The following is a 16,311-nucleotide window of genomic DNA, read 5'->3' as shown; positions in this document are numbered from 1 at the left end:
TTGTTATATTTCTTAGTCTACGTCTTTATTTAAAAACCTGTTCTCTCTGATCTGCATGTTTCCGTTGTTGTCAGACAGATACGTGTTGATATTCTGGTCTGAGGCATTATTGCCGTCAATGGAAATATTTTTTCTCTTGAAAGCAGGAACAGACTCAAATTCGCTTGAGCTGTCGAAGTTCTGGTAGCGCGAGTTGAACTCTTTCAGCTTGTTTCTTCTTTCCATCACTCTTTCCTGATCCACGGTTTTATTAACGAACGTAAATTCTTCTTCCGCCGGTTTCGGAGCCTGTGTTTCCGCTTTATCTTCAATCACCGGTTCTTCTTTCAGGTGCTGGAAGAAATGTTCCACTTTCTGAAGGGGCTCTTCGGTAAGCTGGTTTACTTCTGTAGAAGAGGTAAACTCCGCTTTCGGCTGGCCGTAATCGGATTTTGAATCGTTCTTCGGCTCATTCACGAAAAAGTTAAACTCTACAGGCTTTTCCTCTGTGTAAGGATTGCCGAATGAATTGTTTTGTTGCGGTTCGTCCTTCTTGCTGTCGAAATCAAAGGTAAAAGATTCGATTTCCAGGTCATTCGGATCTTCGGCTTCGTCGTCCAGCGAAAACAGGCTGAAAGACTCCTGCTCCTCTTCCTCATTTCTCCATTGCTGGGCAGGATTGTTTCTATCTTCCTCTTTATCAAAGAATTTTATTTCCGTTTTAGTCTCTTCGCTGCCAATAGTCATTTTTTTTTCAGTAGCCGTGCTTCCGAACTGCGGGATATCGCTGTCTTCGTCATCCAGTCTGAAGAGGCTTTTTCCACCGAAATCATAGCTGTGATCGGAAGATTCTCTTTCTTCTCTTGTTTTAAAAGGCGACTCCTTCGGAGATTCAAAACTGTCGTTCAGGCTGATTTTGATTTTCTCAGTAGGTCCTGCAAACTTCTTGTTATCGTTTGAAAATCCTGTTGCAATAACCAGTACACTTACAGAGTCTCCCAGTTCTTCATCAGCACCTACCCCGAAGATAATATCGGCCGTATGTCCGGCTTCTTTCTGGATATGATCCATGATCACCCCAATTTCGTCCATTGTTACCTCTTCTGCACCGCTTCTAATCAGCAACAGTACATTTTTGGCTCCTGTAATCTTATTATCGTTCAATAATGGAGAATCCAGCGCTTTTCTAACGGCTTCCTCAGCTTTGTTTTCGCCGGAAGCAATTCCGGTAGACATCAATGCGGTACCGGAGTTTTGCAATACGGATTTAGCATCTCTAAAGTCGATGTTTACATCGAAGTAACCGGTAATTACTTCCGCCATTCCTTTAGCGGCGTTTGTCAATACCTCATCGGCTTTTGAGAATCCCTGTTTGAACCCAAGGTTTCCGAATTGCTGTCTTAATTTATCGTTGTTGATGACAATCAGTGAGTCAACATTGTTTCTTAATTTATCAAGGCCGTTTTCTGCCTGTTCCAGCCTTCTTTTACCTTCGAAGCTAAAAGGCACGGTAACGATTCCCACCGTCAGAATACCCATATCTTTCGCTACCTTGGCGATTACGGGCGCCGCACCGGTTCCCGTACCACCGCCCATTCCGGCAGTAATGAATACCATCTTGGTATTCTGACCCATGGCTGCTTTGATGTCTTCGATGCTTTCAATGGCCGATTTTTCCCCTACTTCAGGATCCGCACCGGCACCAAGACCTTCGGTGATGGTAGTTCCCAACTGTACTTTGTTGGCAACCGGGTTATTATCTAAAGTTTGTGCATCCGTATTACATATCACGAAATCTACCCCGTGAATTCCTTTCTCGTACATGTGCTTGAGTGCATTGTTTCCGCCGCCTCCTACACCAATTACCTTGATGATCGACGAATTTCCCTTTGGCAAATCAAACGAAAACCCCTGTGTACCTATATTTTCCATAACTTTTCTTTTTAATAATTAATGATAATTGAGGCATCATTCACATCTTATCACTTCTCATTTATAATTTCTACTCTACTTCCTCAAAAAATTTTTTCACTTTTTCCATCAGCGACTGTCCGAAGGTCAGCTTTGCCGCTCTTTTCTGCTGCTGTTCCTGCATCGTTTCCTGTTGCTGAACAGGTTCCGGCTGCTGGATCTGCTGTACGCTTTCGGCCGGAACAGTTACAGTTTCAGCTTTCGGCTGCGGCTGTACTTCCTCTTCCATAGGCTGTTGCGCTTCGGCATTCTGCTTTTTATCACGGATCTTTAAACTTTCCATTAATAACCCGATCGAAGTAGCAAATTCCGGGCCTTTAAGATACTGATTTTTATCGTTCGCTACATACTCATTGGCAAAACCGATTCTGCTGTCAAAACCCGTCGTATAATTAGCGAGCTGACGAAGGTGTTTCAGGTTGGATCCGCCTCCTGTCAGGACGATTCCCGCAATCAGCTTTTTCTTCTGTTCAAAGGCGCCGTAGGCTTTTAATTCAGTATTTACCATCTCAAGAATTTCCTCTACCCGTGCATTGATGATCTGCGCCAGGGTTTTCAAAGAAATCTCTTTGTCCGGTCTTCCGTGAAGCCCCGGAATGGTAACATAGGTACTGTCTTTTTCCAATTCCGGAACCGCAGAACCGAATTTAACTTTTAACTGCTCGGCATGCTTTTCGATAATGGAGCATCCTTCTTTGATGTCTTCCGTAATGATGCCGCCGCCGTAAGGGATTACACAGGTATGACGGATGATATTGTCTTTAAAGATCGCAATATCCGTTGTTCCGCCACCGATATCTACAATTGCCACACCGGCTTCTTTTTCTTCTTTGGTAAGAACCGCTTCTGAAGATGCCAGCGGTTCCAAGGTAAGCGCTTCCATTTCCAGCCCGGCTTCACGGACGCATCTTGCAATATTGCGGATGCTTCCCATCTGCCCTACGACTACATGGAAGTTGGCTTCTAAACGTTTTCCGTGCATTCCTACAGGCTCCTGAATTTCACCTTCGGAATCCACTTTATATTCCTGGGGAAGAACATGGATAATTTCCTCACCAGGGAGCATGACCAGCTTCTTGACCTGGTCTTTTAATGCTTCAATGTCGTCATCTGTAATAAACTTGTCGGGGTGCTCACGCATAATATAATCCGAATGCTGCAGGGAACGGATATGTTTTCCTGCAATTCCTACCGTTACTTTACGGATCGGAACACCTGCACTGGACTGTGCTTCTAACACCGCAGCCTTAATTGAATTAATGGTCTGCGAAATATTATTCACAATACCTTTGTGAACCCCAAGACTTTTCGCCTTTCCTACACCGAGAACTTCTATCTTCCCGTGTGCATTCCTCCTTCCGACAATCGCGACAATTTTCGTCGTCCCGATGTCCAGACCTACTGAATACTCTTGATTTTCCATTTTTATATCGATTTGATTTTTATTCTATTTTAACGGTTGCCTTGGTTTTCGGCTTTGCAGCCGTAGGTTTTTTCTCTGTTTTTCTGGTTGGTTTCGGTTTGGTTACAGTTTTCTTTATGTTCCCCGCTGTTCTTGCTGAAGCGGTGTTTATTCTTTTATTTTCTGTCGGCTTGGTTCTATTCTCAACTGCTTTTGCAGTGAGTACAGGTGCTTTTGCCAGTTCTTTGTTACCGGCCTCCAGGATGCTGTCGTTCTCTTTAAAATAGGGGTTTAAAGTGGTCACAATCTGGTTCTGGTATTTCACGGAAACCATGCTGTATTTTTCCGGATCCTGATACACAAGGTACTTTTCTACAAAAGTCTTAAAGCCCTTTACTTTAAACTCAATACTTTCCAGGTCTCCTATTTCTACTTTATAATTCCCTTCGCTGGTCAGCAGATTATAATCGCCGTGGCGATCTTTGGAAATCCCGATGAAGTATTTTTTACTGAAATCATCCTTATCGATTTTTTCCACCAGCTCAGCCAGCTTTTCATATTCTTCTTTCTTCACATTTCCCGTCACCAGCATGCAGGGATGAGAATAGGTTTTCGAGATAGGGAATTCCACGCCTTTATCATCCACATAAAAGTCTCTTCCTTCTTTATTCAGCCTGAACACCGGAACCCTCTGCTTGATGTCGAGGTTCAGTTTTCCGTTCAGATTCAGATAAACATTGGCGCTGTCTACTGCCGGAAGGTTGTTGATCTTCTTTTCGAGCGCCGGAATATCCAGGTCACCTACTTCTCCGGAAGGGTTTTCCTTTTTTACAATCTCACGGATGTCTTTCTCATCGACGAAATACACCGGTGTTTTTTCATTCATTTTTACAGAAATCTGCTTATCCGTAATCTTCTGACCGCTGAATTTCTTTAACGAAAAACTCAGCAGAAACCCAAGAAGGATTACCGTAATAGCAATTTTTAATATTCTGTATTTATTTTTCATTTTCTTTTTTGAACACAGAGTTCACCAAGTTTTTTCTTTTTTAGTTTTTATTTTTGTTCACTTTGCATTTCATTTATCCACTCACAAACAGGATCATATAGGGTGTCGATGTTTCCGGCACCGATGGTGAGGAGGATATCGAAATCTTTTTCTTTTATTTTAGAGAAAGCTTCATTTAGTGGTGAAACCTCCTTTTTATTTAAAGTTACTTTTTTTAACAACCATTCGGAAGTAATTTCCTGAAAATTTTCCTGAATTTCTCTGGCGGGATAAATATCCAGTAAAATCAATTCGTCCGACTGGCTGAGGCTTTCGGCAAATCCATCTGCAAAATCACGTGTTCTGCTGAAGAGATGCGGCTGAAAAACCACCAGCAATTTTTTATCAGGGTAAAACGTACGGATCGAGCCCATCACGGCATTGATTTCCGTTGGATGGTGCGCATAATCGTCGATGTAAATTTTACCGTTCTCATAGCGGTGTTTGGTATATCTTCTTTTAATGCCCTTAAAACTGGCAATTGCTTTTTTCAGGGTGTCGAAATCCACGCCTATGTTGTGAAGAATTGCCAACGCTACGGTTGCATTTTCTACATTGTGGATGCCCGGTGTATCCCAGATGAAATCCTTTACCGTTTCAGTAGGGGTGTGGAAGTCAAAATAAATCTGGTCGCCTTCCATTCTCAGGTTATCCGAATAATAGTCGGCTTCTTCGTTGACGGCATACGTCAGCGCCGGCCTTCCGATTTCAATTCCCTTTCGTACAAACAGCTGTTTGTCGTCAGGAACCAAGGCTGCAAACTGCCTGAATCCTTCTTCAATGGTGTTTTTATCGCCGTAGATATCCAGATGATCCGCATCGGTAGAAGTAATCACAGCCCAATCCGGAGAAAGGTTCAGGAAACTTCGGTCGTACTCATCGGCTTCCACCACAGAGTATTGGGAGCCATTGTAGAGGAAATTCGATTTAAAATTCTCGGAAATTCCTCCCAGGAAACATGAAAAAGGCAGATCCGCTTCTTTACACAGGTGAGAAACAAGCGTGGAAGTCGTTGTTTTTCCGTGGGTTCCGGCAACAGCGATACAGTCGGTATTTTCCGTAATTAAACCTAATACCTTTGCCCGCTTCAATACTTCGAACTGATTTTCATTAAAATAATCTAAAATCCCTAAAGCCTTAATGGCGGGCGTATAGATTACCAATGTGTTTTCCTGTTGAAGCTGGGTGATTTTTTCATCAACGGTATCTTCAAAAACGATATCGATTCCTTCATTCATCAGCGCTTGCGTAAGCTTGGTATTGGTTTTATCATAGCCCAAAACTTTTTTGCCTGAGGCATGGAAATAACGTGCCAGCGCACTCATCCCGATACCTCCGATTCCAACGAAGTAAAAATTCTGATATGTTTTTAAACGGTTCATTTTATATTTTAAATCTTTATAATCTCTTTCTTTTCCAAATTACCTTTTCAAAGGCTATAAATGGCTTTTCTTAATGCCAAGTTCAATATATTGTCTTTTCTTCTCAGATAGACATTGCTTCAAAAATCTCATCCACAATCTCTTTAGCCGCGTTGGGCTTGGCAAAATACCTTAGATTGTCCGACATTTCTTTTCTTAAATCTTCATTTTCACAAATCTCTGAAAGCGTATTCCAGAATGTATCTTTCATCTCGGTATCTTTTACCATCCGGGCCGCATTTTTTTCTACCAGTATTTAAGGCATTTTTAGTTTGGTGGTCTTCTGCAGCAAAAGGAAAAGGTACCAATAAGACCGGTTTCTGAGCCACGGCCAGTTCGGAAATGGCGATAGCACCCGCACGGGAAACAATTACATCGGCTGCCGAGTAGGCCGTTTCCATCTCCTTAATAAATTCTTTTAGCTGGATGGAAGCTGAAAGCTGGAGGCTGGAGGACAGTTCGCTGTAATCCAGTTTCCCGGTCTGCCAGATTAGCTGGTAGCCTTTTTCTTTCAGGTGTTCCAGATTGTCTTTCCACCCGTTGTTCAGAGTTCTTGAACCCAAAGAGCCGCCAACGGATAAAATGGTCAGCTTGTCTTTGGCAAGTCCCATTTTCTCTTTGGCAAGAACAGGATCCTGCATTCCGGAAACAATATTTTCACGGATCGGGTTGCCGAGGAATTTTATTTTGTCAGCCGGGAAGCCTTCCACTTTAGGATAGGCCGTAAATACGGCTTTTGCCTTTTTACTTAAAATTTTGTTCGTTACACCGGCGTGGGCATTTTGCTCCTGAATAAAAATCGGAATTCCCAGTTTACTGGCTTCGTACAAGGCCGGTCCGCTGGCAAAACCTCCGGTTCCCACAGCAAAATCGGGGTTGAAATTCTTAATGATCTTTTTCGATCGGGACAGGCTTTTCAGAATTTTAAAAGGCAGACCCAGATTCGACAGCATATTTCCCCTGTCGATTCCGGCAATGTCGATTCCTTCGATAGGATAACCCGCCTGCGGAACCTTTTCCATTTCCATTTTGCCATTGGCCCCGATAAAGAGGAAAACGGCATCCGGATATCTTTTTCTGATCTCATCGGCAATAGCAATGGCCGGAAAGATATGTCCTCCCGTTCCTCCGCCCGATAATAAAACGCGGATGGCTGTTGGCTTTTGGCTATTGACTGAATGATTGTCCATTTTTATTTATCAAAAATTTATTTATTCAATTTTGATAGGATTTCATCCTATCCTGTGTTAAGTCGTTCCTTTGGAACTTTAAGCAATATCGTTTATCTCGGCGATGCTCTGTTTTTTACCCATTCCTTCTTCATCGTAGATCTGAATCCTTGAGCTGATGTTCAGGATGATTCCCAGCTGCAGGTAGGTGACCAGCATCGAGGTTCCCCCGTAACTGATCAGTGGCAGCGGCTGCCCTGTAACCGGGATGAGATTGACGGCAACGGCAATATTTACCGAAAGTTGTACGAAAATCATAACTCCCAGGCTAAGTACCAGCAGAGAACCGAAGAAGGCAGGCATCTTGCTGGCGATCATCACAATACGGATAATCATGATTAAATATAAGCTCACTAAAAAAACAGCTCCGATTACCCCATATTCCTCTACAATTACCGCGAAGATAAAGTCGGAGGCGGACTGCGGAAGCATTTGCTTCAAAGCACTTTTGCCAGGTCCCATTCCGGTAATTCCCCCATGAACGATGGCCGCTTTGGCCTGCATCACCTGGTAGTTTTTGGCTTTTACGCTTTCATCATCTACATCAGCGGTTTTCGCTTTGCTGGAGGTAAAGGTTTCGATCCGGCTCATCCAGGTATGCACCCGGTTTCCGCCGATGAGGTTGGTATTCAAGGCAACGACTAAAAACAGTACGATAGCGATGAACGAAGCAGAAATAAATCCTGCGATATATTTCCAGTGCAGCTGCCCAATAATAAGCACAATCACGGAAACCATCAGGATCATCAATGCCGTGGAACCGTTGTCTTTGGCCACCAGGACAAAAACAAGTAAAATCGGCCCGAAAATGTACATGATGTTTTCTATCGGAAGCCTTTCACGGGTAATTTTTTTGGTTAAATACCGACACAGATAGATAATCAGCATTAGGAAAGCGAACGAAGAAGGCTGGAAAGAAATCGGTGTTCCGGGGATTTTCAGCCATCGGGAAGCACTTGCCCCATCGATGGTCTGGCCGGTAAACATGGTGACAATCAATAACACCACCATCAGCCCAAGCAGAATGCTGCTGAGCTTTCCAATGTACTCGTACTTGATCATTCCGACCACTCTCATGATCCCCAATCCTAAGACCACAAAGAACATATGCTTGATGACGTGACCGGTCGTGGTCCCGTTATTAACGATATATTCCAGATTCGAACTTGCGGAGTATACAGGGAAAATAGAGAAGATGGAGATCACAAGAATGACCATCCAAAGTACTTTATCGCCCTTTAGAAATTCAAATCTGTTTTCTGTGTCCTGTTCGTTCATAATTCGTGTTCGCTATTTGAGGTTAGCGGATTTCCTTTAATACCTGATCTTTAAACTGACGGCCTCTGTCTTCATAGCTTTTGAATAAATCAAAGCTTGCACAGCAGGGAGACAGTAATACCGTATCACCTTTTTTAGCCAGGGATTTTGCTATTTCCACAGCTTTTTCCATGCTTGAGGTGTCGTAAATATATTCTTTTTTGTCTTTAAAGAAGTTGATAATCTTATCGTTATCTATTCCCAGGCAGACAATGGCCTTTACTTTTCTTTTGACTAATTCTTCTACTTCAGTATAGTCATTTCCTTTATCTACGCCGCCGACAATCCATACGGTCGGTGTTTTCATGCTTTCCAAGGCATAATAGGTCGCGTTCACATTGGTTGCCTTACTGTCGTTGATGAACTTTACACCGTCAATTTCGGTTACCAGCTCTAACCGGTGTTCTACCGCCTGGAAGGTCATTAAAGAATTTCTAATGCTTTCATTATTGATTTCCAGTATTTTACCGGCGATCGACGCCGCCAGGCTGTTGGCTACATTGTGGGTGCCTAAAAGAGATAATTCATCAATTTTCATGGAGAAATTATCTTTCAGCTTCACTTCTATTTTATCTTCGTTGATGAAACCTCCTTCAGCCAGTTGTTCTTTGGTAGAAAAAGGGATCATTTTCGCTTTGACCTCTAATTTTTCGAGAATGTTCTTGCTCATTTCATCATCTTTGTTGTAGATGAAAAAATTATCATTCTCCTGGTTCTCCGTAATCCTGAATTTGGCCAGTGCATATTCCTCATAATTGTAATTATACTGGTCCAAATGGTCTTGAGACAGATTCAGCAGCAAAGAAATGTACGGCCTGAAATTCTGAATATCATCCAGCTGGAAGGAGCTTACTTCCAGTACGTAATACTCATGGTTTTCATCGGCTACGTGTCTTGCAAAGCTGTATCCTATATTTCCGCCCAGGCCTACGTTTAATCCGTCATTTTTCAGGATATAGTAGATCAGGGATGTGGTTGTTGTTTTTCCGTTGCTTCCGGTAATCGCGATAATTTTAGCATCGGTAAACTCTGAAGCAAATTCGATCTCAGAGGAAAGTCTTATGCCTTTCTGCTGGATTTTCTGAATCATATCGGCCTTTTTCGGGATACCCGGGCTTTTTACGATCCAGTCTGCATTTAGAATCCTTTCTTCGTCGTGATTCCCTTCTTCAAATTCAATTTCATGGTCGGTAAGAAACTGCCTGTAATTGTCTTTGATGGCGCCTTTATCCGAAAGAAAGACTTCCATGCCTTTCTTTTTCGCCAGATAGGCAGCTCCGCAACCGCTTTCTCCTCCTCCTAAAACAACTATTTTCATATAATTTCTGATTTAATGACTGAACAATCCGGTTAGAATCATTCAATTTTTAAATTAATTTTATCTCATCTTCAAAGTAATCAGGCATACAATCGCCAGCATTACCCCGATAATGATCATTCGGTTTACTATTTTGCTCTCATGGAAGCCACCCTTCTGATAATGGTGATGCAAAGGGGACATCCTGAACAGCCTGTTGTTCTGGGCATATTCCAGCCCGAATTTTCTTTTTCTGTATTTGAATACAACCACCTGAAGCATCACGGAAATATTTTCAATTAAGAAAATTCCGCACAGCACAGGGATCATCAGTTCTTTTCTTAAAATAATTGCTAAAACGGCAATGACACCGCCTAGCATGAGACTTCCGGTATCGCCCATAAAAACCTGGGCAGGGTAGGTATTGTACCAGAAGAATCCGATCACGGCTCCTACCATGGCCACTACGAAAATGGTGGTTTCTCCCATGTTCGGAAGGAACATAATGTTCAGATAGTCTGCAAAAATGATGTTTCCGGAGAGGTAAGCAAACAGGCCGAGTGCCAATAAAATGACGGTACTGGTTCCTGCGGCAAGGCCATCAATCCCATCGGTGATGTTGGCTCCGTTGGATACGGCCGTTACAATAAAAATAACGATCGGGATGAAAACCACCCAGGCCCATTCGTGGGCATCTTTATCATTCATCCAGAAGAGTATCCCGCTGTAATCGAATTCGTTGTTTTTAGCAAAAGGAACTGTGGAAACCGTGATTTTTTCAGTAGGCATAAAATTTTGCTCCACATTATTTCTGTTTACCACTTTGGCATCCGAGTATTTTCTTTTTACCGTAACATCAGCGTGGAAATACATGGTAACTCCGACAATCATTCCCAGGCCGACCTGTCCTACGATTTTGAATTTACCGCTCAGGCCGTCTTTATTTTTTTTAATCTTCTTCAGATAATCATCCAGGAAACCGATCGCCCCCATCCAGATGACCGACACAATCAGAAGAACGATATAGACATTGGTAATTCTTGTGAAAAGCAGAACCGGAATTAACGTCGCCAGAATGATAATAAGGCCTCCCATGGTAGGGGTTCCTTCTTTCTGTTTCTGTCCGTCCAGTCCAAGATCACGAACCAGCTCACCCATTTGTTTTGCCCGCAGGTAGTTGATGATTCTCTTACCAAATACAAGAGCGATGGTCAGGGAAAACAGAACCGCCATTCCGGCACGGAACGAGATGTATCTCAGCAGTCCCAGTCCTGGAACATGGATGCCGTGTTGGGTTAGATATTCGTATAGATAATATAACATTTCTTTATTATTGATGATTGATAATTGATGATTGATCTCTGAAAGTAATATTATGCTACTTTACTCTTTAATTTACTTTTATAAGTTGATGTTACTTTTAAAATTTCTAAACATTCTTTCATGAGAACATCTGCAATCTCTTTAGAAATCATATTTATTTCTTCAATGACTTCAAGCCAAAATACTGTCTCATCAGCTTCTTCAACAACGATACAGATTTTAGCGTATTTCTCCTTCTCAGATCTCGCTCTGCACATTGCTCTGTAATTTGCTGCTACCGAAGTTGCTGAACGAAATATTTGTTTTCTGATTACAGATACCTTATCAGAATATGGCAAGTCTGATAAGTCATTGATTATTCTTATTGCTAAAGCCTTTGTTCTCTTGGCAAAAATCTGGTTGTAATTATTTTCCATCATTAATCAATTATCAATAATCATTTATGTTTATTTACTCATTAATTTCCAAAGCTCATTAATTGTTTCTTTATCATCAAAATGATGTTTTACGCCATTGATTTCCTGATAGTTTTCGTGTCCTTTTCCGGCTACAAGGACGATGTCTTTCGGCTCGGCAAATTTTATGGCCATTTTGATGGCTTCTTTCCGATCCGGAATAGATGTGTATTTGCTGAAGTTCTGCGGTTCAACACCGGCTTCAATTTCTTTAATGATGGCTGCCGGATCTTCCGTTCTCGGGTTATCTGAAGTGATGATGGCCAACGTCGATTTTTTCGTGGCAATATTTCCCATTTCCGGTCTTTTTGCATGATCCCGGTCACCGCCACAGCCAAAAACGGTGATTAACCTTTCGTTTTTGGTTCGGATATCGTTGATGCTGTCCAGAATATTTTCCAGGGCATCCGGAGTATGGGCATAATCTACAATGAAGAAAATTCCGCCATCCGATTTGAAGGTTTCAAATCTTCCGGAAACCCTTTTTAACTGACTGATGGCCTGAAGGATTTTTTCCTGCTCAAAGCCAAGCTCAGCAGCAATTCCGAATACCAACAGTAGATTGTATACATTGAATTTTCCTGTAAGAGTTGTCCAAAATTCTTTTCCGTTGAAATTCAGCAGCATTCCGTTGAAGTCAACTTCCAGGAGTTTTCCATGATAATCGGCCATGGTTTTCAGGGCATAGGACTTTTTAGCAGCCTTCGTATTCTGAAGCATGACATTTCCGTTTTTATCATCTACATTGGTAATGGCAACGGCTGTATGATCGAGTTCATCGAAAAACCTTTTCTTCGTTTTCAGATATTCGTCAAACGTTTTATGATAATCCAGGTGATCGTGGGTAAGATTGGTGAAACCTGCGATCTTAAAATGAAGCCCTTCGATTCTGTTTTGGGCAATCCCGTGGGAGCTAACTTCCATGAAGGCAAATTCGCAGCCTTCTTCAACAGCCTGGGCCAGGATTTTATTGATGGTAATGATATCCGGAGTGGTGTGGGTTGCCGGAATCACCTGGTCGGCAATTCTGATTTCCACGGTAGACAATAAGGCTGAATCATACCCCAGATTTTTAAAGACATCGAAAAGCAGTGTGGAAACCGAAGTTTTCCCATTGGTTCCGGTAACACCGATTAATTTTAACTTTTCGGAAGGATTCCCATAGAAGTTGGAGGCCAGCTGGCCTAAAGTTTTGGATGAATCTTTTACTTTCACATAGGTGATGTTCTCATCCGGATTTTCAGGAAATTCTTCACAGACAATAGCTGTTGCTCCTTTTTCTACCGATGATGCAATAAATGAATGTCCGTCCACAACGGTTCCCCTCACCGCAATGTATAAGGAGTTTTCCGTAACCTTTCTGCTGTCGAAAACCAGGTCGGAAACTTCCTGACTGTCATTGCCAAGGATCTCTAATACCGGTATTCTTTTTAATAATTCATTTAGCTGCATTTCTCTGATGCTTTATCTTTTAATATTTTATTTTAACAGGACTGCATCCCGTTCTGTTTTAAATCGTTCCTTCAGGACCCGTTTTAATTCTGCAGGGATAAATAAATCCGCTGGTTTTTGCTGATGGTCGTCCCTTCCGTCGGAAACTGTTCCGTAATTCTGCCGACTCCTTTATAATCTACCCGGTAGCCCAGGTTTTCCAGCTGCGGAATTACGTTTTTACCGATTAATCCCACTACATTAGGCATCTGTTTATGATTTACGGCGACTTTTACATTCGGTTCCACCATCTTGTTGAGGTTTACCTTTTTGTCGACCAGCATTTCTTTTTCAACATTCTGTGGTGTCTTTAGGAAGGTTTTCCCTGCGATTTCCTTAAATACCGGTGCGGCAACGGTAGCTCCGTAAAAGCCTTTCGCAGTATTCGGTTCGCTGATCATCACATAGCAGGTGTATTTCGGACTATCCGCAGGGTAGAAGCCGGCGAATGAGGCGCGGTACTTCATCGGACCGGGCAGCCAGTATTCAAACCTTGCGGTTCCGGTTTTCCCGGCCATTTTCAGGTTAGGAGTAAAGATGCTTTTTCCGGTTCCCTTTTCAACGGCTTTGGTAAGCGCGTGGGTCATCATCCTGATCGCTTTTTCAGAAGCCATTTTGCTTACCATCACTTCAGGTTTTGCCGTATACGATACCTTGCCGTCTTTCATAATTTTATCGATGAAAAGAGGCTTCAGCATTTTACCGTTGTTGGCAACCCCGTTGTAGAAAGTGGCTAACTGCAATAAATTGATGTTGGAAGCATATCCATACGCCAGGGATGCAAGGGCTGCAGGATTCCATCTTTTGCTTTCCGGGGTTACAAACCGGGGTTTGGTGATTCCCGGAAGCTCGATATCCATTTTGTCGAATAATTTCCATCGTTTCAGGTGATCCAGGAAAATCTGTGGCTTTTCGGCGTAGTATTTCGTAATTAATTTTGCGGAACCTACGTTGCTGGATTTGGCCAGCACATCACTGATGTCATACACCCCGTGACCGTGACCGTCTGAAATCCGCTGTTTGGCATATACCCAGACACCGTTTCCTACATCCACGGTTGTGTTTTCGTCGATAAATCCATCATCCATTGCGGCAAGCAGAGAAATGGTTTTAAAAGTGGAACCCGGTTCTATATTATCTTTCAGGGCGTAGTTATAGGAATCCACATAATCACCATCGTCGGTTTTTCTTAGATTTACCATAGCGCGGACTTTCCCGGTTGCCACTTCCATGACAATCACGGTTCCGTGTTTCGCTTCGAAATTAATCAGCTGTTTCTGTAATGCAGAGTGCGCAATGTCCTGAATCCGAAGGTCTAAAGTCGTATATACATCTTCACCGTCGATCGGTTCCTGAACTTTCCAGAAGTCAATTGGTTTCCATTGGGATGAATTGATTCTCTGTTCCAGTCTTTTGCCGTCTGTGCCTCTTAAGTATTTTGAGAAAGCACCTTCAAGACCGGCTGTGTGTACACCGTCGTCCATCCCGATAGTTCCTGCTCCGATCTCCGAGGTGGCAAGTTCTCTTTTGTAGTTGCGGTCTACGATGAAACCGCCTTTGTTTTTACCTCTTCTGAAAATCGGGAATTTACGGATCCTGTCATACTGATCGAAATCCAGGCCTTTTACCAAGGTATAATACTGGTTTTTCTTCTTACGCTGCTCGTCAAATTTCTTTCTGAATTCTCCTCTCGGCTTTCCGAACATTTTGCTCAAAGAATCGGTGAGAGCGCCGATATTATTGGTGTATATCGTGTCCCTCATTGTTTTGAAATCCAGGTAAATGTCGTACCGCATCACGGTTGTGGCAAGGATAGAGCCGTCTGAAGCAAACAGGTTCCCTCTGGCGGCTTTTAAGGTCGCTTCCCGGTAATTTTTGTTGATGTAATCGTCTTTTATTTCCTGGACGTTGGTATTCTGAAGGATGACGATTCTTGCAAGGAACAGGGTAAACACGCACAAAGCCACCACTGCGAAGAGGTAGCCCCACCGTAAGGTTTTCTTACGTTTGTTGTCGTATTCATTTTGCTTTTGCATCTGTACTGTCCAGTTTGATTAGCAATTTATGAGGATGGTTTTCCAGCGTCATCAGAGAATCCCGTGCGACTTCCTTCCCCAGTTCCGATTCCATTTTTACTTTTATCAGCTTACTCTGTGCGTAAGCGTTCCGTGATTTATATTCTTCCGTTTCTTCTTTTAAAGCGTTAACGATTTTAATTTTTTTATTTACCAGATGGTTGCTGTAAATCATCGCCATCATCAGGATAAACAGCAGCAAAAAGTATTTGTAGTGCATCTTGATCTCGTCACGGTTCAGGAAATTTCCTTTTATAATGTCTATAAAAGTAAGTCTCTTCTGAGGACGATTTGTTGTTGCTCTTTTTGCCAATTTATTGTCAATTTGCTTTGCAGTGAATTCGCGTTGCCTGTGAATGGTCAATTTAATTTACAATTGACTATTCACCATTCACTATTCACCATTACACTTTAATTCCTGTTCTCATTTTAGCACTTCGGGCTCTGGAATTTTCCTCGATTTCCCTGTCGTCGGGAACGATGGCTTTGCTCTTTACCAGCTCGAATGCTTTTTTATAATTTCCGTAAATGTCTCTTTCGGGTTCCCCCTCAAACATTCCGTTTTTCAAAAATCTTTTTACCAGCCTGTCTTCCAGGGAGTGGTAGGAGATTACGACCAGCCTTCCTTCAGGCTTTAAAACGTTATATGCCTGAACAAGCATTTCTTTTAAAACTTCCAGCTCCTGATTCACCTCGATCCGGATCGCCTGAAACAGCTGGGCATAAAATTTATTCACTTTATGCGGCGGAAGATAGCTGAAGAGTTTTTTCAGGTCTTCCGTGGTATTGATGCTCTTCGTTTTCCGGTGATGAACAATATCCCTTGCCAGCTTTCTTGCTTCTCTCAGTTCGCCGTAGTAATAAAAGATATCGGCAAGCTGCTCTTCATCGTAATCGTTGATCACTCTTTTGGCATCAAGGCCCTGCATCACATTCATCCGCATGTCCAGCGGCGCATTGCTCCTCGTGGAGAATCCTCTGTCGGCTTCATCAAACTGATGCGAGGAAACCCCCAAATCTGCCAGAATTCCGTCGACCTGGGAAACGCCGTAGATCAGCAGCGAGTTTTCCAGAAACCGGAAATTCTGATTGATCAGTGTAAATCTCGGATCGTCGATGGCATTTTTCAGCGCATCCAGATCCTGATCAAAACTGAACAGTCTCCCTTTATCGGAAAGCCGGCTCAATATTTCTCTTGAATGGCCTCCGCCACCAAAAGTACAGTCTACATAGGTTCCGTCTGGATTCGTTACCAAATCATCAACACTTTGCTTCAACAAAACGGGGTTATGATACATGCTTA

At 42.7% G+C, this 16,311-nt stretch carries 12 protein-coding genes and 1 pseudogene; all 13 read right to left on the bottom strand.

The window, feature by feature from the left end; genetic code table 11:
* Positions 1-12: 12 nt before the first annotated feature.
* Positions 13-1,911, bottom strand: a complete 1,899-nt coding sequence (gene ftsZ / locus QE422_RS01625; protein ID WP_307454641.1) for a cell division protein FtsZ — start codon at positions 1,909-1,911, stop codon at positions 13-15.
* Between the two features lie 70 nt (positions 1,912-1,981).
* On the bottom strand, positions 1,982-3,373 hold the full coding sequence (gene ftsA, locus QE422_RS01620) for a cell division protein FtsA (protein ID WP_307454640.1): 1,392 nt from the start codon (positions 3,371-3,373) through the stop codon (positions 1,982-1,984).
* A 19-nt stretch (positions 3,374-3,392) separates the two neighbouring features.
* Positions 3,393-4,361: a cell division protein FtsQ/DivIB gene (locus tag QE422_RS01615; RefSeq protein ID WP_307454638.1), complete on the bottom strand. Its 969-nt coding sequence runs from the start codon at positions 4,359-4,361 to the stop codon at positions 3,393-3,395.
* Positions 4,362-4,408: 47 nt separating this feature from the next.
* Entirely contained in the window at positions 4,409-5,782 is a 1,374-nt protein-coding gene (murC, locus tag QE422_RS01610; protein WP_307454636.1) for a UDP-N-acetylmuramate--L-alanine ligase, read from the bottom strand.
* 103 nt (positions 5,783-5,885) lie between these two features.
* Positions 5,886-7,011, bottom strand: a pseudogene (gene murG / locus QE422_RS01605) (undecaprenyldiphospho-muramoylpentapeptide beta-N-acetylglucosaminyltransferase).
* A gap of 78 nt (positions 7,012-7,089) precedes the next feature.
* Positions 7,090-8,328, bottom strand: coding sequence for an FtsW/RodA/SpoVE family cell cycle protein (locus tag QE422_RS01600; protein WP_307454635.1), 1,239 nt, complete (start codon positions 8,326-8,328; stop codon positions 7,090-7,092).
* 22 nt (positions 8,329-8,350) lie between these two features.
* Positions 8,351-9,685 (bottom strand): UDP-N-acetylmuramoyl-L-alanine--D-glutamate ligase, encoded by a 1,335-nt coding sequence (murD, locus tag QE422_RS01595; RefSeq protein WP_307454633.1) that lies wholly within the window; start codon positions 9,683-9,685, stop codon positions 8,351-8,353.
* A gap of 60 nt (positions 9,686-9,745) precedes the next feature.
* Complete coding sequence (mraY, locus tag QE422_RS01590; RefSeq protein WP_307454631.1) at positions 9,746-10,987, bottom strand: phospho-N-acetylmuramoyl-pentapeptide-transferase; 1,242 nt, start codon at positions 10,985-10,987, stop codon at positions 9,746-9,748.
* A gap of 50 nt (positions 10,988-11,037) precedes the next feature.
* Complete coding sequence (locus QE422_RS01585) at positions 11,038-11,406, bottom strand: four helix bundle protein (RefSeq protein WP_307454629.1); 369 nt, start codon at positions 11,404-11,406, stop codon at positions 11,038-11,040.
* 27 nt (positions 11,407-11,433) lie between these two features.
* Positions 11,434-12,894 carry a UDP-N-acetylmuramoyl-L-alanyl-D-glutamate--2,6-diaminopimelate ligase gene (locus QE422_RS01580; protein WP_307454628.1) on the bottom strand — a complete coding sequence of 487 codons (1,461 nt, stop codon included), beginning with the start codon at positions 12,892-12,894 and terminating at the stop codon, positions 11,434-11,436.
* An 83-nt stretch (positions 12,895-12,977) separates the two neighbouring features.
* Entirely contained in the window at positions 12,978-14,969 is a 1,992-nt protein-coding gene (locus QE422_RS01575; RefSeq protein WP_307454626.1) for a penicillin-binding transpeptidase domain-containing protein, read from the bottom strand.
* Positions 14,953-15,321, bottom strand: coding sequence for an FtsL-like putative cell division protein (locus tag QE422_RS01570; protein ID WP_307454623.1), 369 nt, complete (start codon positions 15,319-15,321; stop codon positions 14,953-14,955). Before QE422_RS01570 ends, QE422_RS01575 begins: the two co-directional genes overlap by 17 nt.
* 91 nt (positions 15,322-15,412) lie before the next feature.
* On the bottom strand, positions 15,413-16,306 hold the full coding sequence (gene rsmH / locus QE422_RS01565; protein WP_307454622.1) for a 16S rRNA (cytosine(1402)-N(4))-methyltransferase RsmH: 894 nt from the start codon (positions 16,304-16,306) through the stop codon (positions 15,413-15,415).
* Positions 16,307-16,311: the final 5 nt, after the last annotated feature.

Source organism: Chryseobacterium sp. SORGH_AS_0447, assembly GCF_030818695.1.
Lineage (GTDB): Bacteria > Bacteroidota > Bacteroidia > Flavobacteriales > Weeksellaceae > Chryseobacterium.
This window is presented reverse-complemented; position numbering and strand designations above follow the sequence as displayed.